Genomic DNA, 24,273 nt, shown 5'->3' on the forward strand with positions numbered 1-24,273 from the left:
ACAAGACGAACAGCATCCTCGCCATCGCCAAGCGCGAAGGCCGGCCGCCGCGCGAGATCGCCCTTGAGGTCATGCTCGCAGGCGACGGAACCGGGTTCCTGCATCGCCCGGTGATGGGCTATGCGGGCGGCAACCTCGATCCGACCTACGAGATGCTGAGGAGTCCGCTGACCGTGCCCGGCGGCGGCGATGGCGGTGCCCATGTCGCGACGATCTGCGATGCGGGCGCTCCGACATTCATGCTGTCCTACTGGGTGCGAGACCGCGTCCGCGGACCGCGCTTGCCACTTGAGCATATCGTGCGCAAGCAGACCCATGACGCCGCACGTCTCTATGGCCTCAATGACCGCGGCCGCCTCGCCCCCGGCCTGCGCGCGGACATCAACATCATCGACTTCGACAACCTCAGGCCGGGTCGCCTCCACATCGTTCATGATCTGCCGACCGGAGCGCCGCGGCTGATGCAGAAGGCGTCGGGCTATGTCGCCACGATGGTCGCCGGGGAGATCGTGACCCAAGCCGGCGAGGATAGCGGCGCGCGGCCTGGCAAGCTGATCGATGGGGCTGGGAGTTCATGAGCGCGTCGGGTCGATAAGATATTTGCTGCCCGTGCGCTTGCGCTGATAGGCGGTGGCGATGCCCGGATCCAGCGCTTCGGCTAGGCCGATCACCTCGCTATAATGGCTCGCGAAGGTTGTCCGCAATTCGTCGACCACGCGCTGGCGCAACCGCGTCGCCGTGTCCGGCCCGGCCCTTTCTAGGAATGGGAAGAGCAGCCATCCGTTCAGATTCCATGAGTAGCCGAAGACATGATTCCAACTCCGCGCAGGTTTCATCGCTCACCTCGCCAGCTCCGAATGCTGGTGTGCGTTCTCGGCTGTACCAACTGCGCTTGCCGACGATAACGCCGCTCAAGATTTATCCACAGATTAAATATGCTAGGAGGAGTTTGGTTAAGATTAATCCGAATTCCCGCGTGACGAATAAGGATAACTCCTTATCAGCATATATGCGCCGAACTGTTCATTCTCTATGCTCACCCGGCGAGAGGGGGCAGTATGATACAGCAGAAAAAAAGCATAGCGTTGACGTTGTTAGTAGGGAATCCTGAGGCCCCGCGTCAGCGAAGAGTGATCGCTTACCGTCGTCGTCGTCTGACTAAAAAACTGCCGATCGGCGTTCGCGTCTGCTTTGTGTTTTGTGCTGCGGTATTACCTTGGGCGGGCATCTTGTGGGCCATCTTGCGCTAAAGCAGTGCGATACATACGGTCTGCTAGCTAAGGCGAATCTCATTAGCTGGTGGCGTGTTCTTTCGGTTCGGCACCGGCCAGACCGTCTCGACCTCCAGCGTTTGCCATCGAAGGGCTAAGCCAGCTAGCAGGCGGCGGGTAGTTGCCGCCGATCCGCGCGTCGCAGTCCTCAGGGTCAAGGATTATCTGCATGGCCTTCGCGTCCAGTGGTGTGATCAGCCTGCATCGCTTGCTGGTCAGGAAGGAATCTTCGTTGCCGCGCCACATGCCCGCAGAGGCTTATAGCCGCTGCCTTGAGGACTGGAGGGATCGCCCACAGGGCGACTCATATGGATCAGAGCGTCTCCGTCCCCATCAACGGCTCGCCCGCATCCGGACATCCCGGAAGCGAGACCGATAGGGCAATGTCACCTGCCATTTGCGCCGCAGGATTGTCTTGATCACCGATTTGACCGACCACCACACCGTGTCGAGGGGGTCTTCGGCAATCCAATTCACGACGAGGCTTTTTTCCCCTAGGAACCGCTTGATATGGTCTACTCCCGCGAAAACCAGATGATCCGGTAGCAGTAGCAGATCTGGATAATCCGAGCGGTCAGCCAACTCGCCACCGTTACCGGTCTGCAAGAATATCGTGCCGCCTGGGTTGAGCAGGCCATCCACCTCATCCAGGAAGGATCGGAAATCGGGGATGTGCGAGAAAACGTTCATCAAGGAGATGACGTCAAATTTTTCGTTGATATCGCTCAGCCGCGTCGTCGACACGTCCAGCCCCATGGACTTGGCGGCGGCAGTTTTATGCTCCATCGGTTCCACGCCCTTGACCGTACTACCGCGCGGCAATATGTCCCCCAGCGCGCTGACGAATTCGCCGTAACCGGCTCCAATATCCAGCCACTTCAAAGGCCGGGCTTCGTCGATCTCACGCGAAAATGCGCGCCGGATGTCAGCATGATACCGTTTAGTCTTGCGCCAGTTCGGCCGGTACGTGACTTTGAGGTTGCCGCCGTCAGTCTTATGAGCACCGAGGCGAGTTGCTTCGGTAAGGGTCTCTTCAGATGGTCGAGGATTGACAAATACCAGGGCGCAGGCGGAGCATTTTACCGCTCGGTAGCCATTTTCCGATCCCCATGGCGCATTGCGATCGTCGCCACAAAGCGGGCAGTCGATTATTTCCACAATTCACCTCCAGCGGGGCCTGAGAGGTAGTTCTTATGCAATTTTTTCAACTAAAGCGTAGATAATCTGGTCCAATTCGGTGCGAATTACCAAATTCAAAGGTTGGTGCAAGACGTTTGATTCCTGGATTTGATGGGTGCATGCTTCAGCGTCAGCTGGAAGGAAGCGCTAAGGGCGAGGTACTTCATGGGAGTGCCACGAGGACTGAGGCAGTCCGTCGAGCGATACAGCTAGCCAAGAGAGCCTGAGTGCTCTGGCGAGGCGTCACGGCGTCAACCCGAAGACGATAGCCAAGCGGAAGCAGCGCCGCTCCACAGCCGGTCTGCTCACCGGTCCGAAGGACCCAAGATAAACCTCGCTCTCGGTTGAGCACGAGCCGGTGGTGGTCGCCTTCCGGCGGCACGCGCTGCGGCCGTTGGACGACTGCCTCTACGCCTCCAGGCCACGATCCCGCATCTGTCGCGATCGTTACGGACATGTGCTATGATCCGCTTGGCTCAGTGCACCTCGAGAATGACTATCTTCGATGCGGAACGACAATCCTGATCGCGCGGCATCAACCGCAGAAAAAGGATATCTGGATGCACGGCTCAGCCTGGATCCCGCTGACCGATCAGCATGGCGCCCAGCATCGTCGTGGCCATGGCCGGATCGTTTCCAAGGTGAGCGCGCGCCGCGCCGAGGTCGAGCCATGCCCGGGTCACGGGGGAGTTGAGGTCGGTAGCGCGCGCGCCCTGCAGCATCATCAGATCATCGACCAGAGAAGTCAGCTTCCGCAAAGCGCCGGTCAGCTGCGTCCGTAGCAGAACCGCATCGGTCATTGAAAGCTGGTGGCCTGCGGCGTCGCAGTCGAGCAGCTTCTGCACATGCCGATCATACATCGCCGCGACCAGGTCTATCTCGCCGGCAAGACGCCCCGCCGCTTGCTGAACGGCTGGATCGTCCTTTGCGACCTTGCCCGTCAGAAGGGACACCCGGCTCCGCGTAATGCCGAGAAAGCCGTTCAGGGCGGCACGAGCAGCGCCGATCCCCAGATTGGAAATCGCGGAGGAAAAAAGATACAGCCACGGCAGCCGATAGAGCGCAGGTCCTGGCCGCTGGTCGCGAAGAACATTTTGTATTCCCACGTCCAGCTTCAGCATACGGTGGGAGGGGACGAAAATGTCCGTGGCGATGATGTCATTGCTGCCGGTCGCCCGCAGGCCGAACGAGTGCCAGACGTCGACTATCTCATAATCCCCACGCGGGACGAGAAAGACCGTTACGGTCGGTGGCCCCGCGACGGGGGCATCCGGCAAGCGGGCGCCGAGCAGTGCCCATTCGGCTTGCGAGATGCCGCTTGAGAAGCTCCACCGTCCGCTGATCTGGAATCCCCCCTCGATCGCTATGGCGGTCCCGCCCGGCGTTGCGGCGGAGCCGATGAGCGCACGTGGGTCCGCGCCCCAGACATCGGCCTGCGCCTGTGGATCGAACAGGCTGACGAGAAAGGATTGGATGCAAAGGACGCCATAAACCCAGGCGGTAGAGGGGCAGACCTCCGCTATCACGTTTTGCAGCGCGAAGAAGACGCGCGGGTCGGCTTCGAATCCGCCCCAGCGGGCCGCCTGAAACAGGCGGAACAAGTCGGCGGCGGCAAGGGCTCGGACCGTTTCAGCCGGCGTGTCGCGAGCCAGATCCGCTGCTGCGCGACGCTCACTTATGAGGGGGAGCAGCGGCTTCAACCTGGCAAGAAGGTCTTCCGCAGCCTGTTCCATGTTCATTGGTACTTCTTCTTCATTCCTTGGCATGTCAACTCCTCCCACTCCCCACGTCATGGAACAGTTCACCGCCGCAATGAGTAAGTATGCGGCCCTCTCCGAGTTCCTGGCGTAATCGCGGGAGCGGCTCTTAGCGTCCTTGTGAATCGAAATCAATGTCAGAAGTGGACGAGTTGGTGTTTGATCTAATGTGTTGCAGTTGTCCGTTTGCTATGTGTTGAATAGAATCTGGGAAAAAATTACTTCAGTTGGCGGCGTGTAATAGTGGCGAATATGCAGCAGGCGGGCGATGCGGGGTTGAAGGTCAGTAGCGAAGACGAAAGTTCCCGGTTCAGGGCAGCTGAGGTATAAGAGATAGATCGCTTGGGCCGCCGATCATCGGGGAGGGCGCCTCCACGCTGCGACGGTCAGCCTAATCCAGATTGCCGCGCCGGACATCTGTCCGGTCGCTGATCGCGTCGCGCCGCCACTCTTCTTTTCGTGTCACAGCGAAGAAAGGCATCGATCCTGCCTGGCGACAGCGGCTCGTTAACAATTGATGGGACAGTCAGTAGCGCAAAGCGCAGCTTCGATGATCGTTACCTAGCTGAGGATAATCACATCCATTATGGATGAGAAGCCCACAAATACCCGATGTTGCCTGCTGCGCAGAACGAAGAATGTGGTAACTATGGCCCAGGATATCGGGGCAGTAGCATGGAGGATAGCACGAAATGAAGCTATCTTATTGCGTTTGCTCCACCTCTGTTAAATGCGCCTCCGCAACTCGTGCCTTCGCAGTTGCACAATTTCGAATTGTCACGCTCATGAAACGTCCCTAGCGTGATCGCCATGTGGGACACCAAGTTCGTCGAGAGAGAGGAGGGCCCACTGCTCGGTGGCGTATGCTGCGAGCGTTACGCGGCATACGCAGTCGGAGGTCCAAGAGTGCCTTCTAATCTATTGTCGGCATGGCCAAATGAATTGGGCACATCGACCTTGATGTGTCAGCCTGACCGAACTGCGGGTGGGTTCGACAGTCTTAAGCAGATTGGAGGAGATCATCGTGAGTAAGGTCACCGAGGCAGATACCCTCGTCCGAGCCCTGATCATTGCGCTTCTGCGGAACGGAAGCGTGTCTGAGGACGAACTGATGAATGCAGCGGAGGCGCTGGCGGCGCCCGCGAGCCGCACGCCTTCGACCGAGAACTTCTCTGGCCATACTTTGTCGCCTTTCGATGATCTCGGTATTGAACTTGCTCGAAAGCTCCAGGGGATGCGGGGCGCTTGAGGGGGATATCCCCTCATATGCACTTGCGTTGGCGTGGACGACTTCCTTGGACCGATTGAGAGCGCCGGCGTCCAACACCGAATCAATGGGGTATGTCGTGGCCATAGATTGGGATCAGATCGGTACCCTGAGTAACACCGCTGCCGGCTATGATGTCCGGAATGATCCTCTGTGGATTTTGGTCATTGCAGCAAAGCAAGGTCATGAGGGACCGCTGCATGCGATGCACATTCGGATGCCGGACGGCAGCACATATGCGCCCGATGAGATCGAAGCTCTTGCCCACAGGGCAGACCGCAAATGGGGCTGATAGCGACATAATGCCAGTTGATTTGAAGTTGGCTCAGGCGGGTTGTGGCCTTCATCACTTTTGGCATCTTGAAATCGTCCACGCGGCCGTATTCATCGATGTGATACACGGCTGGACCGAATTTGATAATTGCAGTTATCACATATCCATATTTGACGTCCTACTGTAAGGTAGGGTAAGCTCGCACCCGATGGATTCCGATGCGCTGCCCGACAAAACCTCCCTGGCAGCAGGGAAAAACAGCGCGCGCCCGCCGGCTGCGTCGGCCGACGATCTCTCCTGGGCGGTCGTGACGATGCGCGCGGGCGACCGCATCGTCGTCAACGAAGGCCTGATCGCCGCCTACCAGGCCGCGTCGTCGCCGCACAGCATCCGCGCGCTCAAGTCGGATCTCGAAGCGTTCGACCTCTGGTGCCGGCGCCACAACCGGATCGCGCTGCCGGCAACCCCGGAGACCGTGGCCGATTACCTCGACGCCCGCGCGGGGCACGGGAGCAAGCCGGCGTCGCTCGGCCGCTACAAGGCCTCGATCGCGAAAATCCACCTGCTGCTCGATCTCAAGGATCCGACGCCGGCCTCACTGGTGAAGCTGCGCCTGCAAGCAATCCGTCGTCGTCTCGGCACCGCACAGAAGCAGGCGCGGCCGCTGCGGTTCAAAGGGCCAGTCCGCAACGTCGAGCGCGACGAACCCCGTGGGCTCAACGTGCGGGCGCTGCTGGAGAGTTGCGCGGACGATCTTCCGGGGCTGCGCGATCGCGCGCTGCTGTCGGCCGGCTATGACACCGGCCTGCGCGCCTCCGAACTGGTCGCGATCGAGGTCGAGCATATTATCGAGGCAATTGATCCTGACGCCCGGCTGCTCAGCATCCCGCGCAGCAAGGGCGATCCGGACGGGGAGGGCGCGACCGCCTATCTCAGTCCACGCACTGTTCGGGCGGTCGCGGCCTGGCTTGAGGCGGCCGGCATCGAGGCTGGGCGGGTGTTTCGCCGTGTGAACGTGCGGCGCTACAAGGCCAAGGCGGCGGTGCGGGGCCGGTCGATCGACAGCATCTCAAGCCGGGAGGCATGGGATCTCCGTAAGACGCTTTCTAAGCCTGCGGTGCCGGCGCGGGTTGAGTATGATGTGGGCGAGGGTGGCCTCCACCCCGCGTCGGTCGGGCCGATCTATCGGGCAATGATCCAGCGGGCGTTCGACCGCGGCGCGCTGGCCGATTTGACGACCGATGACCTGGCTCGGCTGCTCAAAGGGATCAGCGCGCATTCGACGCGGGTCGGTCTCAACCAGGACCTGTTCGCCATCGGCGAGGATCTCGCCGGTATCATGGACGCGCTGCGCTGGAAGAGCCCGCGTATGCCGATGGCTTACAATCGAAACTTGGCAGCTGAGCAAGGCGCCGCCGGACGCCTCATGGCTAAGATTGGTTAGCGTGGAGCCGACATCCTCGCGCGATCACACGACATCGATCGGCGATAACGTCGGCAATTAGGCGATGGCGAGCTTCTCGAGTCCCTCATAATGAAGTGGCTCCAAGGTTTTGATCATCTCAAGCAGAAAGGTCACGTTTTTCTGAGTCTCGGCAACCAAGGCCGGATCGAAGCCCTTGCCGGTCGGGTGGGAGAGATCGTTAGAGAATTTGTAAATTGCGGTCTTCTTGTGCGGATCGAATGTAGTGCTTTCCAGCTTGGCGTAGACGCTGTTCTCGAATGGCCTGTGGAATTCGAGGAAGGTCTCCAGCACCTTCCGCGCTACATTCGGAATATGGTAGGCGGCGAGAATGGTCCCGTCGGACTTGAAGCTGTGCAGCAGCTTGAAAAGGAAATTATATTCGCTCGGATGATCGAGCAGCAGTTTGTCGAGCGGCCGCAGGCAGGCATCGCGGCTGGTCTCCGTCTCGCTGCAGACAATCATGTAATAGGATTTCGTGCCTACCGATCTGGGAACGCTTTTCAGCCAGTTGAGCAAGAGTTTCAGAAAGTCGAAATTGTGCGTCAGCAGGAAGATCTGCTTAGCATCCTTCACCGCATTCTTGAGAAAAGCGAAGGCTTGGTAGATTGACGCAGCATCCATGCTGGAGATCGGATCGTCGATCACGACGATACCCTCGGCGAGATCGAAATCCTGATCGCCGAGCTGCACGATGAAATAGAGAAAGGCGATCGCGGTCTTCTCGCCCTCGGACAGGCGCTTGGCAGCCTTACCCCGCCGCAGCAAGCGATATCCCTCGTTGCTGGATTCGAAGCGTAGATCGGTGCGTCCCAGAAAATCGCGGAGTCGCTCGGTCATCTGAGCGCCGCCGGCATGCTCGCTCGAGACCTGCGCCTGTTTGGTTTCGTAGGAGACCTTGATCACCGCAAGGCTGCGCGGGTCCGGCAGGTCGGGAGCACCATCGGTCAGCTTCGAGACGATCGCCTTTTGGGATTCGATCTGCTGATCCAGATCACCCACTTGGGCATCGATCGTCGACAGATAATGACGCTGGATCTGCGCGCGGGCGTCGGCTTTCGCGGCATCGAACTCTGCCGACTTGCGATTGTGACGCTCGACGAGCGCTGCGAGCGTGGCGATTGCCGCTACCAATAAAGACGGGTCGATCAGGATCGTTGTCGAGCTCGCCGTGGACCGACTGAGCAGCTTGTCCTCGAGAAGCGCCGCGACAGCGTCCAGTTGGCCAACGACCTCGTCACGATGCCGCGTGATGACTTGGCACGCGGCCTCATGGTCTTCGCGGAGCTCAGCATAGAGTGCCGTTCTGGGAGGAATCTCAAGCATCCCGAGCGAATCCCGTAGCGCGTGCACGACGTCCAGCGCCGCCAGGATATCGGATTTCAGCCGCTGATCCTCGACACCGAAATGCTCAGCAAGCGCGGCCATCCGGGCCGGCGGCAGTGCCTGATCGCAGAATTCGCAGTGTGCAGAGCCGTGGTCCCGGTGGAGGGCGACGCCCTGTTCGACCCAAACCGCGATCGCGGGTTCCTCGACCAGGCGGCGCAGCACGCCCGCTTGGGCGGTGCGGGCGAGTAGGGCTGAGACCAATCCGGGCAGAGCTGAAGCGATGTCGACGAATGGGCCTGCCGGAAGGAGCGGCCCGCCGCCGTAGCTGGGAAGCGTCGGGGACGTGATCGCATCGAGCTGCTCCTGATGGACCGTCGCGCGATGCGCTTCGAGCAGGGCATCGCTCAGCGGAGCCAGATCGCGCTCTTTGGCGAAGGCGGCCTCGGCGTCGGGTTTGCGATAGCTGCGCAAGGTGCTGCCGCTCGTCGCCTCGCCAATGGTCTTGGCAATCGCAGAAAAGACCTTCCCCTTGTCGCTATCGAGCTTGGTTATCGCTTTCTGTGCGACATCGATCGCAGCGCTCCGCTCGCCATGCAGTTTTTTCTCGGCGACGACGTCGTCCGCCAGCGCCTTGTTTTCTTCGCCGATTATGAGGATGTGACGCAGCGGAGCGTGGAACTGGCCGATATTCGCCTCGACATAATCCGAGTTGAATACGCGGACCTTGCGCGCGTAGCGCTGCCCCTTCGCAAGCACGCCGGACTGGCTGTCGATCGAGAACTGCAGGTCGGCATATTCGGCATGCTCGCCGGCTTCCAGGCAGCCGAACAACCGAGAAAGCGTCGTCTTTCCCGAGCCGTTCTCGCCATAGACAATGTTGTAGCGGCCAAATTCGGGCAGCTCGGCCGTCGGTGTGAAGTCGCCGAAGACACCCAGCCCCTGGATGCGCTTGATCGCGGTCAGCATGATGCACCAGCGTCGTTCAGGCCGATCAGGATGTTGAGCTCAGGAAATGGCGCAAGGCGAAGCGGCTGTGACGGCGCGAAGCAGCGGAAGCCACCCGCGAAAATCTCGGAAATCTGCAATCGTTCCCCCCACGCGACTCGGTCTGTATACCAGCCGGACGCCCAACTGCACGGTATTCTGGAAGGTGGGGCAAGCAAAGCTAGGAAAGATCCAAGTGGTCTGCCATCGCATGTATCCGTCCTACGCTTTTAGCTACACTCCGCCGGCGAGCCGCAATCGGTTGATGGTTTAGCTGGTAGCGCAAGGTACGGCGTAGCAGCCCGCTCGGTCTTAGACGATCCGCTCCTCGATCCTGCTTCCGCTGGGCGTCTTGATAACCGAAAATCCATTCGGCACCGCCTGTTGCACGAGCGGAACGTGGGAGATCAGGCCGACCGCTCTACGCTGGCCAACGATGTCTTGCAGAACCTGCAGCACCTGATCCAGCGTCCCGCCGTCGCTGTCGCTGTCGAGACTTCCGAAACCTTCGTCGATGAAGATCGTATCAAGGCGGATGGCACCGTGGGTCATCTCCACGATGTCGGAAAGTCCAAGCGCTAGAGCCAAAGCGGCGATGAAAGTCTCGCCGCCCGACAGGGTCGTGACCTCGCGCGCGCGCCCGGTCTGGATATCATGTACGCGGATATCGAGACCACGCTTCCTGCGACCGCCTACCGTTTGAACGTCGCGCTCCAGGCGATATCGGCCCTGGCTCATCGGACCGAAGCGAAGGTTGGCGGCTTCGAGCACCTGATCGAACATCGCGCCGACAGCATATGTCTCCAGAGTGATGTTCATCGCATTTCGGCCTTCGAACGCGTCGGCAAGCGCGCGCAGAGGGCCGGATTGTTCGTTCAATAGTGCCAAGCGATCCAACTGCTCGCGCAGGCTTTCGAGCAACTGGGTCAGCTGGTTGCAACCCGCACGCGCGTCGGCGGCAGCGCGGGTGGCGGTCGCGGCGGCTGCCTGCGCGGCGTCCCGGTCGGCGCGGAGGAGCTCGAGATTTGGCCGCGCACGCTCCGCGATCGCCGCGCTCGTATCTTCGACCCGGCTCTGCGCGCGCGTCAGGTTTTCGCGGAACGTGTCGAGTTGTTCGAGCATGGTCGCGATGTTCGCAATATCGGCTTTCGCTACCCGATACTGCTCATCGGTCAGGCCGAGCTCGTCTCGCCGCGTTGCGTAAGCAGTACGCGCATTGGCAAGGTCCTGGTCGCATTCGGTGATGCGCTTTGCCGCACCCGTTCGGTCGCTTTCGGCGCCGGCGCGGTCCGCGCTGCTCTGCGTGCAGGCGTCCTGCGCCGTCTGGATTTCCTGCTGGCGCTGGTCGATCTGCGTGCTGACGGTGCGTCGCCGAAGCGTGATCGCGGCGGCGTCGCGAAGCCAGTCAGGAACTGCGGCGATATGGTCATTGTATGACTGCCGTGCGAGCGCGGCCGCTGTCCCCGCCGACTGCTCAGCGTCTGCCTGTGTCGTGCGTTCGACGTCCGACGTGGTCACATTGCGCTCAAGCGCCCCGGTCTGGCCGACGAGGGACGCAACATCGACGATCGCGCCCAGCGCCTCGATCGCCTTGCCCAACCGCAGCACCTCGCCCTCGAGATCCGCCGCACTACCTTCGGGCGCGTCGAGCGCCTCCAGGGCAGTCTTTCGTTCGTCCCGAACGCTGCGCGCAGCGCTGAACTCCGATTCCGCCGTCTGTGCGTCTATTGCGGCGCTATCGAATGCGGCCTGCGCCTGACGCCACGCGGCCTCCAATCCGGCGGCGGGCTCGCCACCATGCGCCGGCTGGGGATGCTCCGCACTGCCACAGACAGGGCAGGGACTGCCGCTCTCAAGGCTTTCGGCGAGCAACCTCGCCTGGCCGGCGATGAATTCCCGCTGCCGATCACGGACAGCGCTCTCAAGGCCGCTACGGTGCAACCTTGCGTCGGCCACCGTGGTCTGCGCTTTCATCAGAAGCCCTTCGGCGGTGTCCAGGGCCGTCCGAGCTCGCTCGACCTCGCGTGCTTGGCGCGCCTGCCGCTGAACGCGGTCGCGATCTCCGGTGAGGCGCAGCCGTTCACTCTGGTTGGCATGCGCCCGATCGACATTCGCGCGGTGGGCCACGAGCGCCTGCGTTGCACGTTCGGCCTGTTGCCGGGCCGTCGCGACCGCGGTCCGCGCGCTTGCGAGCAGCCCCTCGGCTTTCTCGGCCTGCGCCTTCAAATCGGCGGCATCGGTGAGGACCGTGGCATAGCGATCGAGTTCGGAATGCTGCTGCTTCAAGGCATCGATTTCACCGACCTTGGCTTTGAGATCTGCCAGCGTCCGCTGCGCTGTCGCCTCTACCCCTACGGTTTCGGTTACGCGTCGCACGGCGATCGTCTCCGCCTCCTTGGCCGCAGCCAAGGCTGTGACCGCGCGCGTGACGGCGTCATCACGATCGACCAACTGCGCCGCGCATCCGGCGGCCGTATGGCGCTCGCGAAGGGCGTCCATATAGGCTTGGCGCCCTTGAAGGGCCGTGAGCGCTGTCGCTGCAGCACCGGCATCATCGAAACATTTCTGCAGGGCCTCGCCATTGCTAAGCGTCGTGGTGGCGGCGGCACGGGTCGCGTCGGCCGTTGCGGCGATGGCATCGAGTTCGGCGCATTGTCCTTCCGCTGCATCGACCGCGCTGGTCAGATCATCAGTGCTGGCGAACCCGGCGTTGGTCAGTTGCTGAACGTGCAGCGACATGCCCTGCTGGTAGGTCGTGCGGGCTTCCGTGGCACGCTCCTTCAGGCGCTCGGTCATCCGCTCGTAGAGCGAGACGTCGAACAGGCCGCGCAAGATGTCGAGGCGCGCCTTGCTGTCCGACGCGAGGAAGCGCTCGAACTGCCCCTGGGGCAGAAGGACGATCTGGCGAAATTGCTCGACGTCGTAGCCGAGCAATTCGCGAATGCGTTCGTTGACCACGCCGACACGCTTCTCGGCCAACACCGTTCCGCAATTGTCGATCGAGACGTCGTCGACCTCGATATCGGTCACATCGAATAGATAGGCGGTATGGACATGGTCGGTCTCGCCATCGCCGCGCAATCTCGGCCGCTTCTGTTCGGGCTGCCGGCGCACCAAGTAACGCTTGCCGCCGAGCTCGAAAAGGAAAGCCACCTCTGTGAGGGTCTGCGCGGCGGCGTGGCCCGACCGCATGCTGGCCGTCGGCTGCTCGTGTCTCGCGCCTTCGCCGAAGAGCGCGAACGCCATCGCACTGAAGATCGAGGATTTGCCCGATCCCGTCGGCCCGTAGATCCCGAACAGGCCTGCGTCCACGGCCCGTCGGAAGTCGACGACCTCGGTCGCGGCATAGGGCCCGAAGGCCGTTATGAAGAGCTTGAGCGGTTTCACGCCTCGATCTCCTGACGCGCTTCGTGGATCAGCGTGTTGACCAGCTGGGTATCGACCTCGCCCGGTACCTCCCCGCGAACGAATTCTATGAAGTCGGAGACGAGCGTCTCAGGATCGTCGATGGCGGCGCGCCCTTCGCCTAGCTTCTCCTCGAGCGTGCGTTCGGCGCGTTCGTAACTGAGTTGGACAGCATTGGGGTAGAGCACACGGATGCGCTTCATCGGATCAATCTGCGGCGTCTCATCGGTGAGAACCACGCGGATGAAATCATCCGAGCCAATGGGCGCCGCGACCAGCTCCTCGAGCGTCCCCCGGATCGTCCGGGCCTGCCGTCGGGGCTTCAATGGTATGGCCGTTGTCTCGATGGAGCCATCGGCTGCCATGTCGATCAGCGTCAGCGATTTTTCCTGACCTTCCTCGTCGAAGCCGAAGGCCAGCGGTGAGCCGGAATAGCGGATATGCGCTGCCCCGACCGACTGTGCCCTATGGAGATGGCCGAGCGCGACATAGTGGGCGCCGTCGAAGATCTCCGCGCTGATTGTCTCGATCCCGCCGACGGTGCGTGACAGCGACCGTTCGCTGTCCGTCGAGGCGGCGCCTTCGACGAAGCTGTGCGCGACCACGATCCAGCGAGCGCCGGCCGGGACGCGGTCACGTGCGGCGTTGACCTGCGCCGCGATGACGTCGGCCGGGCAATTGATATCCTCTTCATCAAAACAGGCCCGCGCGGCGAACTCATAGGAAAAGGGAAGGGCGGAGATCGCAACCGACCCATGCTCGTCTTCGAGGATCATCGGCAGATCGTCGGCGTCGAGCGGTCCACGGATCAGCGCCTTTTCGATCGGCGCGAGGACGCCGAGCATGCCGATCTGGGCGGCCGCATCGTGATTGCCGGCAATGATGACGATGGCGAGTCCGGGGTTAGCCGTCGCCCGAAGCAGAAAGTCGCGAAGGCGCGCGAGCGCGGTTTGCGGCGGCCCGGCGCGATCGAAGATATCGCCGGCAATGATGAGCACGTCGGGGGAATACTCGAGGATAGCAGAATCGATCTGCGCGAGAATCGCATCGTGATCCTCGTCGAGCGGTAGCTGAAAGAACTGGCGGCCGAGGTGCCAGTCGCTCGTGTGCAAAATCCGCATGCCCTGATTCCATCTATTTTCTATGCGTGTAGAAACTAGATGGATTATACCCGAAGAGTCAACTAAGGTCGCATCATGACCGACGGCGAGCTCAAGCCCGCACAGCGTGCGAGGCTACATTATCTGGACCAATGCCTCACCTGGCTGGGGCAGGCGAACAGGCGCGATCTGATCGAGCGGTTCGGCATATCTAACGCGCAGGCGGCGGTCGACTTTCGAATCTACATGGAGCGCGCGCGCGCGCCCGCACCGTCGTATGACCCTGTTCGCAAAACCTATGTCGCGGACCGGGCGCATCGCGGGCTTGAAGATACGGCCGAGCCACCTTCGCTTGAGGCGATTTACGCACAGGCTTACCAGGATTTTGCGCGGCTTCCCGGACCGACCCGGCAATGTCCGGCACCGGTGATGCGCGAGCTCAATCAGGCGATCGAACGACGCTGCTTCGTCGAGATCGACTATGTGTCGATGTCATCCGGCCGCCGCGATCGCCAGTGGATCGCGCCCGCGCATATCGCGAGCGACGGCGAGCGATTGCATGTCCGGGCCTGGAGCCCAGATCGCAACGAGTGGCGCGACTTCCTCCCCGTGCGGGTGTCGGACGGCAGCAGTTTCAGGATGCGCCCGATCGACACGACGCTGCCGACGGACGAAGACTGGGAGTCGATTGTCGAGGTCCGCCTGCGGCCCAGAGCGGATCTGACTGCGGAGCAGAAGCGGGCGGTCCGGCTCGAATATGGCTTGGAGGGCGACGATATCCGCTTCGAGACGCGGCGAGCCCTCGAATTCTACATCGAGCGGCGCTGGGGGCTGGATCGTCCCGGCGCCCGGCTTGAGCGTTATTGACCGCGCGATGGGCGGCAACGTCACCGTCGATCCCCGCGAGCGGGCTACCCCGGTCGATGATCCCGCGATCATCGAAGCGCGTAGCCTGCGCACCGGACGGCTGCTCGACGCCAAGCGCCTGATCGGCTCTTTCGATTATGCCGCAGCCATTCGCCTGAGGGGCGTCCTGAAGAACGCGGCCAGTCGTGGGCGGCCGCGTCTGGTCTGCCCGATGTGCGGCGTCACGCTGTTTCTGGCGAGCAGCATGCGCAAGAATTTTTACCTCCGGCACCGTTCGGAGGACGGGTCCTGTCCGGCCGTCACCCATAGCGGTCTGACCGAGGCGGAGATGCGCGCCATGAAATATCGCGGCGCACAGGAGAGCGACGCACATCTGCGCACCAAAGAGCTGCTGGTGCGCAGCCTCGCGGCAGACCCCGGTTTCTCCGATGTGCGGGTGGAGGCGACCTGGCGCGCAAGCGAGGGGCTGATTGGGCTGCGGCGTCCCGACGTGTCGGCCCGGCGCGGCGACCTTCGAACCGCGTTCGAGGTGCAGCTCAGCACGACCTTCTTGGATGTGGTGCTCGGGCGGAAGCGTTTCTACCGCGACGACGGCGCAGCGCTCGTTTGGGTCCTGCCGAGTTTCGACCCGACTTACCGGCGAATGACGACCGACGACATCCTGTTCGGCAACAATTCGAACATCATTGTCGTCGACGAGGCGACGGTCGCGGCGTCCATCGCGGCGAGCCAGCTGATCGTGCGCGTGTGGCACAGACAGCCGCGGATCGAGGGCGAGCATATCGTCGACGACTGGGTCGAGCGCCTCGTTGCGTGGAGCGATCTGCTTATCGATGTCGATCGCCAGACCGTCTGCGCGTTCGATTTCGCAGCGGCCGAGAGCGCGGCCATTTCCGAACTCGGCCGACTGCGAGAGCAGCAGAAGGCTGAAAGAGAGGCCAAGTGGCGCGCCGACGCGGAAGCGGCCGAGGGCGATCTCCGGGCGGAAATATTCGAGTGGGCATTGGGCGAGGATTATGTCGGCGACCCGGTGGCCTACCATCGTCGCTGGGCCGAGCTGAATTATGATCTCGTCGCCTATGGCGCACATCTCCTGGGGCCTGCCACCGACCTGCGCGTGCCCATCCGAATGGTGAAGGTTATCGAGACGGCAACAACCGGAAAGCCCGTAGGCTTCCGATACGATACGCTGGTGGAGGTGGCGCATCATCTGTTCCATCAACGCCCGGAATTGCTCAAGGGCTTCGGCTTTCTGTTGCGCGCCTACGGACATCATCACCTTCTCGCCGAGCAGGACTCCAGTAGAAAATGGGCGGGGAAGGTTGCCGCCAATCGTGAAGCGATGCGGCGCGATCCGCGCTTCCAGCTGGCGGAAGACGAGCAGCGACTTTTCGACTTTCTTTCAGAGGGTCTTTGCCGAAAGCCGGCGGCGGGGGAGGGTGGCAAATGACGGAAGCACGTCTGTTCGATCTCAACATCGAGAAGATCCTCGAAGCGTGGGAAAGCGCCCACGCGGTTCGGGAGCTGGTCGCCAACGCAATCGATGAGCAGCAGCTCAGTGACACCAATGACATCGAGGTATTCAAAGCGGAGGATGGCAGTTGGGTCATCCGCGATTATGGTCGCGGGCTGCGGTACGAGCACTTCACGCAGAATGAGAATGTCGAGAAGCTTCAGAATTCTGGCAAGGTAATCGGTAAGTTCGGTGTCGGCCTGAAGGATGCGATGGCGACGCTCCATCGCAACGGTGTCCGGGTCGAAATCCGTTCGGCGCACGGGGAGATTACGCTCGCACAGGTCGCCAAGCGCGATTTCGCCGATGTCGTCACCTTGCACGCGGCGGTTCAGCCGGCTTCGGATCCGACGATGACCGGCACGATGATCGTGCTGCGCGGGTTGAGCGATGAGCAGATGGATAAGGCCAAAGGCTTTTTCCTCCGCTTCTCCGATGAAGAACTGCTCGAGACCACCAAGATCGGTGACATCCTGCGCCGTAAGCCCGGCGTGGTAGCCCGGATCTATGTCGCCGGCCTGCTTGTCGCCGAGGAGGAGAATTTCGCCTTCTCCTACAATATCACCGCGCTTACCGAGCCGATGCGCAAGGCGCTCAATCGCGAACGGACCAATGTCGGCCGCACCGCCTATACCGATCGCGTCAAGCAGATGCTGCTCAACGCCACGGCAAGCGACGTCGCCGAAGAGCTGGCGCGCCAGCTCCAGGCGATGCAGTCCGGGGAAGGGAGCGACGAGGTTCGGTGGAAGGAGGTCGCGATCCATGCGGTACGGATCCTCAGCGTCAGCGGCGAATATCTGTTCGTGACCGCAGACCAGTTGATGAGTAATTCGTCAGCCGTCGACCATGCCCGTGGTGACGGTATCCGCATCATCACGATCCCGGATACGATCCAGCAGGAAGTGTCGGGGATGACCGATCTGTCAGGCGCGCGGATCCGCGACCTCGGCCAATATCAGTCGGAATGGAATAATAGCTTCGTATTCGATTTTGTTGAGCCGAATGCACTAGCACCCGGCGAGCGGGCGGTATTCGGCCAGGCGCAGGCGATCGTCGATCTGGTGGGCGGACTCCCCGCCCGCGTGCACGCGGTTCGAGTCAGCAATACCATGCGCGCCGATTTCGAGACCGGGAGCGATGCTCTCGGCCTGTGGGATGGCGCGACCAATTCAATCGTGATCCGACGCGATCAGCTGTCTTCCATGCCGGATTTCGCCGGCACGCTGCTTCATGAGGTAGTCCATGCTCGGTCTGGCTATGACGACGTGACCCGCGATTTCGAGAGCGCACTCACCGAGGTGATCGGGGCGACAGCTGCGGCGGCGCTGGCGACGAATGCGGCCCCACCTGCGGGCGTAGAACCGAAGTTCAGTCTGCGTAGATTGTTCGGTCGCTGAGAGCCTAGGCTGCCCTGCAGGAGCAGCGAAGTTATCCAAACAAGATAAGGGTCTGGCCGCTCTTCACCCCGCGCAATATACCTCCATCGATCCGTGGCCGTCCGTTCATCGGCATGGTCGGAAACTAGTCGTCACTCTTAATGCTGCGTCCCGCCTTATCGGCGCTGTCAGACGCTGAAGAAACAAGGGAATAGGCTGCCATGACCGCCAATTACTCGCGTCGCTGCGTGATCGCGGCCCTCGACGTTCTCGAGGCGAGGTGGACGCACGCGATGTTCACGGCTTTTCTCGACGAGGTCGGGCCACAGATCTACTCGCAAGTCCGCACCGAAACCAATCTGCGCAACCGCATGAGTGATCTCAAGCGCCTCATCGATCAGCGTCCCGACGTCGCCATCGACGGAGAGTCGCTGGTGTCGATCATCGTTCAACGCGCAGCTGGGCTTTTGCCGACGGAGCCGACGCATCCCTGGTCGCGACCTGCGGAACCGACCCCAGCGGAAGCCACGTTCCTCCGCACACTTGAAATGGATGGCTTCACGGTGAGCGACGGGACGCTCCGCCGCAGCCTTCCTGCTGACCTCGGCCTGCCGGCGGCGGAGTCCGAGCTGGTCCGTCTGTTGACCAAATTCGGTCTGGAGACCGCGAAAGGTCATCTGGAGCAGGCGATGGATGCGCATGCGCGCGCGAACTGGGCGGGAGCGAACGGCCAGATCCGCACCTTCCTGGACGCGCTGCTCGACGGAATCGCCGAGCAGATTGACCCGACCGTCAAAAGCCTACCGACGGGTCAACCGCGACGCGCCAAGCTCGCCAGCTGGGGCTTCCTGAGCGTTCCGCTCAATGAATGGGGCGATGACGGCAAAGGTTTCATCAATGGGCTGGTCAAGCGGCTGCATCCAGAAGGACCACACCCCGGCCTATCGGACGAGGATGATTCCACATTTCGCCTTCACACGGTGCTGTTGACGACGACGCTTCTGATGCGCCGCTTCGATCGGGGTAAGACATGATGACGAAATTGACGCCGGAGCAGCTCGGTGATGCTGGCGAAGACCTGTTCAAGCTCCTGTGTTCGCAAGCGCAGTTAATTCCAAATCCCAGCACGCGCGACCGGACCGGCTGGGATTTCCGGGTCGAGTTCCAAATGGACGATACCGCGGCAACGACGCTCGACAAACGCCTGCCACGCGTTTGTCAGGTCCAGGTCAAGTCGACCGCCGGCAGCGGCAACACCGTCGCTGCGCGTTTGTCGTCCGTCGACCGCCTCGCAAAGGACACGGCGCCTGCAGCGATTGTCGTCTTTCGGATGCGCGCCGACGGCACACCATTGATGGGATATGTGATTGATTTGATCGACGATCAGCTCGCGCGCGTCCTCCAGCGTCTGCGCAGCGTCGAAAAGTCCGGCCGAACCGACACCAATCAGATCAAGATTACCTTCGATTACCGCAAAGGCCGCCCGTTCAAGTCGACGCCTGCCGGCCTGAAGGAAGCGCTGGCAGCAACAAGTCCCGTCGACGTCGCCGGCTATGGCGACAAGAAGCGGAATCAGCTCGCGACGCTCGGTTTCAACGACGATGGCGGCATCGAGGCGAACGCGCTCGTCTGGATCGAGAGTCGGGATCATTTTATGAAACTGATTTCCGGCCTGGCGCCGCTCAAGCCGATGAAGCTAGAAGCCTATGAGCGGCGCTTCGATATTCTGCTGCCATATACCGGGACGCTCTTTGATGGCGTCGACGAATTCCCGATCCAGCTGCCGATGGTCGGTGCCTGCGAGATCATCATTCGCTGCGGGCCGCGAGACCCGGCAGCCCTGTTCGAGTGTGAAGCCTTCGCGCCGCCGCCCATCGAGGGCGCGCCGCTGATGGTGATACGGCACCCCATGCTGACCGCCGTGTTCAAAGAGGATCGCCTCGAGGTCGAGACGGTTGGGCATTTCTACGAAGACCGCCACAGCATCGACGAGTGGATCCTGCTGCTGCGCGCGCTCAATTACCTCGCGTCGGGCAAGGGATCGATCGAGCTCGAATTCAAAGGTACGCGGATGAGCATTCCGGCCGCGGATCTTCGCGGTCCGGACCCAGAGGACCTGCCGCGGCTTCTGCGATTTTTCGAGAGTTGGAAGGAGGCTCTCGCCCTCGCCGGAGTGAGCCCGGGGGGTGATGTGGCGCTGAGCGCCGTGTGGGAGGCCAAGTCGGAACAGAGCGGCCTCGACATCTTGTGCAACCCTCATCCCATCGCAAAGCTCGAATTTGACGCGATCGAAGGTCTCGGCCTGCAATCCGGCGTGGACGCGCTCTTCTTCAACACGCTCGCTTTCGGTGGCGCTTCCTTCACCTTCGCCGTGAAAGTTGGGCTGATCCGTCCAGACGCAAAATCGTCGCGTTTCGTGTCATCGCACTTCGAGCTCCTCGATATTCGAGCAGCGGTTCCTGACCTGGAAGCCTATGCGGCGGAGCAAGCCAACGCGCATGACCTGAACATCGTGATCGATCCGAGCAACATCACGGATACGTCCGAAGGCTTGATGGGGTAGAAGTTGCCAAGCGGACGGGTTTGTCTGAACAATCTCGGAAAAGCCCAACACCTAGAGCTTGCGGCATTCCTCCAGCAGCGAAAATGCGGTCTCGAGCCGATCGGGGGTTGCCTCTGGGGCGCTTCCCAGCGTCGTTCCCGGCGTTTGCGTCCAGCCGCCCTCGTCCATGACGATGCGGAGGCGCAGGATGGTTTTGCCGCGTCCTCGGGCGTCGTTCAGCCCACGGGTGACGCACCAGTAGGTATGCTGCGCCATGATCCAGCTTTCGAGGACTCGGACCATGAAGTCGTGCGGGCTGAGCGAGTTCCACAATGTCGCCTCAGCTCGCGCCCGTGCCAGCGGCAATCGATCGAACGTTTCGAAGTCATGGGCTTCGACAGGCGCCTCGGCGAGACTGTGTCGGAGGCCGCCGACGATCGCGTCTGCAAGACCCTCCCAGGATCTCAGCGCGGCTTTGAGGTCGTTCAGAACGTGCACGGGATTCGACGGCTTTGCCGCCTTTAGAAGCCACGTATCCGCTGTCGTAGCGCGCTTCCTTCGCCCGAGTTCGTCCAGGAATGCGTCTGCGACGGAGCCCGTGTGCATTGGGCCGTCGCCGAGCTGGTTGACGAACCAATGGAACAGGGCCTCGAGCGTCAGGCGGAAGACCTGCCTGACCTGGACCGCGCGCCACTCCGCTGCAGCGCCCGGACAAGACTCAGGATCCTGCCATTCGTCCGATCGATCCGCCATCCGCGCCCGAACGTCGTCGATATCCCACTCTTCGTCTTCCAGATCATTGTAGCCGGCCTGGGTGAGCGCAATGCCCCTTTGCCTAGAGGCTGCAGCCATCCGACCTCCCAGGCGCTCGAAAAGCGCTTTGCGTTCGATCGCGAGCGGCTTCTTGATCGACCAAAGCTTCCCCCAGCGCTCGACGTCCGCGCGTTTGACCGTCACCGATCCGAGTCGGCTGAAGGCGGGATGATCAAGCTCACCAGCCATGCGCGCTTCGAATGCGTCGAGGACAGGATCAAGATCCGACGGTGTCGCGAAAACGCCTGCCCCTTCCTCGGCACGCTCGAGCCAGCCCATCGTCTGCAAACTCGGACCATAGTTCAGCGGTGAGATCAGTCCGGTTGAGTAGCGGCGTGTGTCGCGCCGCTTTTCCCATTCCTCACCACCGAACTTGTAGCGGTCGACTTCAAACAGTTTTCGCATCGCCACCGCGCCGGGAAGATCGGCGCGCGGATCGATGAGAAATTGCGACCAGGCATAAATCGTCTCGATCCGATCGACGAAGTCTCGCATCTCGAGATCGAGCGCGCCGATCTTCTTGCCGCGCTCAAGGATGCGACGAACCTGCCGCCACGCCCACGCCATCACGACATATGGGCGAACATGACGGGCAACATTGTTGAGATCGGGGAAGACGCGATCCATCAATCCGAAATTGATTTGTCGTAGGCCAAGCGGATCGACGCCGCCCGGGCCGATCCCGATTTTGGCGACGATCTGCGGGCCCGCAGCGTCGCGGGCCTTTTCCATAAGCTCATCAAGGGTCGCCGGCATCAGAGCGCCTTGTTCAACATGATGCGGCCGCAGCATGTGCTGATACCCATCCGCCGCAGATCCTCGGCAACAGCGCTCGGGAACTGCATGCTGCAGCGCGGACAGCTTTTCGGCGGCACCGCAAAGATGAAGAAGGTGTCCAGGATTCCTGGGTTGCCGATCGCCTTAGAAAGGCGCGGCCAGTGCGGCGATTTGGTCAGAGTCGGCAGTTCAACCTTCAACCGCCCCGCCGACACGGCGGCGAGGTAAGCGCGAACTTCTTCGCCGATCGTCTGCGCCGCGCGGACGTCCTTGAGGAAGGTCGCAACGTCGAGCGTGCTGCCAAGAACCTCACAGAAGGCCCGCACGGACCGGACGGTGATCGAATCGAGGGAGCTGAAATCTGTTTCGCGTGCGAGCAGGGTCCTACGCGCGCGTGCGGCTCCGTTCGGTAGGCTATCGGTCCCATAATACAGCACGAGCGTCGCCAGGGCTTGCTCTGCCTCGGGGCCGGCGTAGGACGTCATCGCCGACAAGATTTGCGCGATCCAGAGCCTGACTTTTGCCGCTGGGGGGCGAATGCGGTCGGTCACGAAGTGCGTCATTGCAAGCGCCAGAAGCGGATCGGAAGCCGGGGACTCGGCGTCGAGCATGCGCGGTAGCAGCTCCTCAAAATGCTCGAGCGACTTCGTATTATGTTGGTCCTGCTGGCGGGCACGCCTTTCGCGATCGCTCTGGTCCTCGTCGTCATCATCGTCCGCTTCACCGCCCGCATTCCACGGTCCCCGGGGCACCGAGAAAGCGGAGCGCAGGAGCGCCATCGCGTTACGCCAGGCGGCCGAGCCCGTCCCATCTGCGGCGTCATGTCCATGCCCTGCTCCGCCAGCGTGAAGCGAAATGATGTGAACGAAGGTCGCAGCTTCCTCCGCCTGCTCGCCCGTTCCACCGCCCGACTGCTTCGCGGCCCGGGGCAAGCGCTCGGGATCCTCACGGAACCACGCTAACATGGCAGCTACATCGGCCGGGGTGTCGCTACCGGCGAGGATCGCAAAGATCCGGGTTGCCATGGGCCCGACCCGCCTAATGAGTTCCGAGGCGGCGGCGATCGAGACAAAGCCCTCCGCGATCTTGGCGTCTTGCTCGAGGCGGACAACGAGCCGACCACTCTCCCAGGCGTCCTGTTCGAGGGATGGCGCGTCAATGTTGAATCGTCCGTCTTGGTCGATGTCGACCCACCCGAGTTCGCGGGTCTTGCGCACACTGCGAACGAAGACCTTCGCGCGGCCCTTCATACTCGGCGACAGCACTCGTCCCTCGATCTTGCCAGCTTCGAGAGCCGCGCGAATGATTCCGATGGTTCCCTCGGCATCCGCATCCTCGTCGTCGGTATCGCCTTCCAGTCTTTCGGGCGCATCGGCCGGTGACCAATCCCATCCGACCAGAATATCGCGCTGCAGGCGGAGCACGGAGGCTTCGACATTCGCGCCGAAGAGCCCCGCAAGGGTGCCGTTGGCGCTGCCAGAAATAACGAGTCGACCGCGCCGGCACAGGATTTCGATCGACTTTGCGTGGAGTGGTCTCTTATCGGCCGCGAAAGGATTGGCGATGTTGACCGCCGTGCGTGCACGCCGCGCGTCGAAAGGCCAGTTGTTGGAGCCGGTCCCACGCACGGTACCGTCAGGATGCGCGTGGAGAAGGATGTCATCGCAGGCGAGTGTCTTTGCGAGGGCATTGAGGCCGCGCCCATCGATATCGTGATAGGGCGACACGATCGTGATCCGCCGGGCGCCGCCGAGTTCGTCCGCGAAACGTGCGATGTCGTCCGCAATCGGTCCGCCAACGCTATGGACGAGCCGAATATTGCCCGTTCGACTGGCACCGCGCGTCGCCTGGCGAAGCGTATCAGCCAGCTTCTGGCATGCCGTGCCGGCTTCGGTTCGAATGCGATCGGACAGCGTCAGCAACTGGAAAAAGTCAGCGGCGTCGTCAAACGCGTCCGCCGCAAAACTCGGATGCAGATGTTCAGTCAGCTCGAGATTGCCACCCCAGCCGCCAAACGTCAGATTTCCTGAGCTGACGAGGAGATGCGCGTCGTCGATGCCAGCGAACACGCTCATTTTGGGATGGAAGACGCCACCCACACACGCGACTGGTTCGATATCGTAATCACGGCCGGCCCGCCGCGCGCCTTCCTCGCTGAGGCCCGAGCGAACGCCTTCGGGATCGGCGAGGATCAAGGCAGACTGTCCGCCACCACGGATCAGCCGGTCGAGAACGACCGCCTCGAAGAACGACAGGCTCAAAGCATAGGTCGTGAATACCGCGCTACGCCACGGCGCCGCAGATACGAGATCAAGCGGATCCAAATTTATCTCCCCCCGATGAGGAGCGTAATTGAC

17 protein-coding genes and 1 pseudogene are annotated in these 24,273 nt (G+C 61.8%); 10 read left to right on the forward strand and 8 right to left on the reverse strand.

The features are described 5' to 3' along the window. Positions 1-578: amidohydrolase family protein (locus tag AAC645_RS18390; RefSeq protein ID WP_340318038.1), on the forward strand; the 578-nt coding region annotated here is incomplete at its 5' end. Here AAC645_RS18390 and AAC645_RS18395 read toward each other — a convergent pair. Together AAC645_RS18395 and AAC645_RS18400 are read right to left on the reverse strand one after the other, a co-directional pair. Beyond that, the gene (locus AAC645_RS18395) at positions 573-836 is read right to left on the reverse strand and encodes an MDR/zinc-dependent alcohol dehydrogenase-like family protein (RefSeq protein ID WP_340318039.1); all 264 of its coding nucleotides are present in this window, start codon (positions 834-836) and stop codon (positions 573-575) included. The genes AAC645_RS18390 and AAC645_RS18395 overlap by 6 nt on opposite strands. A gap of 768 nt (positions 837-1,604) precedes the next feature. Continuing rightward, complete coding sequence (locus AAC645_RS18400; RefSeq protein ID WP_340318040.1) at positions 1,605-2,429, reverse strand: class I SAM-dependent methyltransferase; 825 nt, start codon at positions 2,427-2,429, stop codon at positions 1,605-1,607. 140 nt (positions 2,430-2,569) lie between these two features. Here AAC645_RS18400 and AAC645_RS18405 point away from each other — a divergent pair. Next, positions 2,570-2,897, forward strand: a pseudogene (locus AAC645_RS18405) (IS481 family transposase); the annotation flags it as partial. Between the two features lie 122 nt (positions 2,898-3,019). Here the strand turns inward: AAC645_RS18405 and AAC645_RS18410 are convergent. Further along, a complete protein-coding gene (locus AAC645_RS18410) occupies positions 3,020-4,189 on the reverse strand; it encodes an acyl-CoA dehydrogenase family protein (RefSeq protein ID WP_340318041.1) in 1,170 nt (389 codons plus the stop codon). A gap of 1,042 nt (positions 4,190-5,231) precedes the next feature. Here AAC645_RS18410 and AAC645_RS18415 point away from each other — a divergent pair. The 3 genes from AAC645_RS18415 to AAC645_RS18425 all read left to right on the forward strand — a co-directional run bounded on the left by AAC645_RS18415 (position 5,232) and on the right by AAC645_RS18425 (position 7,192). Next, on the forward strand, positions 5,232-5,456 hold the full coding sequence (locus AAC645_RS18415; RefSeq protein ID WP_340318042.1) for a hypothetical protein: 225 nt from the start codon (positions 5,232-5,234) through the stop codon (positions 5,454-5,456). Positions 5,457-5,553: 97 nt separating this feature from the next. Next, positions 5,554-5,766, forward strand: coding sequence for a hypothetical protein (locus AAC645_RS18420; RefSeq protein ID WP_340318043.1), 213 nt, complete (start codon positions 5,554-5,556; stop codon positions 5,764-5,766). Positions 5,767-6,061: 295 nt separating this feature from the next. Next, positions 6,062-7,192 (forward strand): integrase, encoded by a 1,131-nt coding sequence (locus AAC645_RS18425; RefSeq protein ID WP_340318065.1) that lies wholly within the window; start codon positions 6,062-6,064, stop codon positions 7,190-7,192. A 57-nt stretch (positions 7,193-7,249) separates the two neighbouring features. Here AAC645_RS18425 and AAC645_RS18430 read toward each other — a convergent pair whose 3' ends face one another. From AAC645_RS18430 to AAC645_RS18440, 3 genes are all read right to left on the reverse strand, one after another. After that, the gene (locus AAC645_RS18430) at positions 7,250-9,505 is read right to left on the reverse strand and encodes an AAA family ATPase (RefSeq protein WP_340318044.1); all 2,256 of its coding nucleotides are present in this window, start codon (positions 9,503-9,505) and stop codon (positions 7,250-7,252) included. A gap of 330 nt (positions 9,506-9,835) precedes the next feature. Further along, positions 9,836-12,910 (reverse strand): SMC family ATPase, encoded by a 3,075-nt coding sequence (locus AAC645_RS18435; protein ID WP_340318045.1) that lies wholly within the window; start codon positions 12,908-12,910, stop codon positions 9,836-9,838. Next, a complete protein-coding gene (locus AAC645_RS18440; RefSeq protein ID WP_340318046.1) occupies positions 12,907-14,049 on the reverse strand; it encodes an exonuclease SbcCD subunit D in 1,143 nt (380 codons plus the stop codon). The genes AAC645_RS18435 and AAC645_RS18440 overlap by 4 nt, the downstream gene beginning before the upstream one ends. Before the next feature lie 75 nt (positions 14,050-14,124). Here AAC645_RS18440 and AAC645_RS18445 point away from each other — a divergent pair, with 75 nt between their 5' ends. From AAC645_RS18445 to AAC645_RS18465, 5 genes are all read left to right on the forward strand, one after another. Further along, the gene (locus AAC645_RS18445) at positions 14,125-14,895 is read left to right on the forward strand and encodes a WYL domain-containing protein (protein ID WP_340318047.1); all 771 of its coding nucleotides are present in this window, start codon (positions 14,125-14,127) and stop codon (positions 14,893-14,895) included. Beyond that, on the forward strand, positions 14,882-16,345 hold the full coding sequence (locus AAC645_RS18450) for a DUF6035 family protein (RefSeq protein ID WP_340318048.1): 1,464 nt from the start codon (positions 14,882-14,884) through the stop codon (positions 16,343-16,345). The genes AAC645_RS18445 and AAC645_RS18450 overlap by 14 nt, the downstream gene beginning before the upstream one ends. Then, positions 16,342-17,805, forward strand: coding sequence for an ATP-binding protein (locus AAC645_RS18455; RefSeq protein WP_340318049.1), 1,464 nt, complete (start codon positions 16,342-16,344; stop codon positions 17,803-17,805). Before AAC645_RS18450 ends, AAC645_RS18455 begins: the two co-directional genes overlap by 4 nt. A 200-nt stretch (positions 17,806-18,005) precedes the next feature. Continuing rightward, a complete protein-coding gene (locus tag AAC645_RS18460) occupies positions 18,006-18,818 on the forward strand; it encodes a hypothetical protein (RefSeq protein WP_340318050.1) in 813 nt (270 codons plus the stop codon). Continuing rightward, the gene (locus tag AAC645_RS18465) at positions 18,815-20,347 is read left to right on the forward strand and encodes a hypothetical protein (protein WP_340318051.1); all 1,533 of its coding nucleotides are present in this window, start codon (positions 18,815-18,817) and stop codon (positions 20,345-20,347) included. The genes AAC645_RS18460 and AAC645_RS18465 overlap by 4 nt, the downstream gene beginning before the upstream one ends. A 51-nt stretch (positions 20,348-20,398) precedes the next feature. Here AAC645_RS18465 and AAC645_RS18470 read toward each other — a convergent pair whose 3' ends face one another. Beyond that, the gene (locus AAC645_RS18470; RefSeq protein WP_340318052.1) at positions 20,399-21,895 is read right to left on the reverse strand and encodes a septum formation inhibitor-activating ATPase; all 1,497 of its coding nucleotides are present in this window, start codon (positions 21,893-21,895) and stop codon (positions 20,399-20,401) included. Then, positions 21,895-24,240, reverse strand: coding sequence for a phospholipase D-like domain-containing protein (locus AAC645_RS18475; RefSeq protein WP_340318053.1), 2,346 nt, complete (start codon positions 24,238-24,240; stop codon positions 21,895-21,897). The genes AAC645_RS18470 and AAC645_RS18475 overlap by 1 nt, the downstream gene beginning before the upstream one ends. Positions 24,241-24,273 lie beyond the last annotated feature (33 nt).

The sequence above is a fragment of the Rhizorhabdus argentea genome (assembly GCF_037861105.1).
Taxonomy (GTDB): domain Bacteria; phylum Pseudomonadota; class Alphaproteobacteria; order Sphingomonadales; family Sphingomonadaceae; genus Rhizorhabdus; species Rhizorhabdus argentea.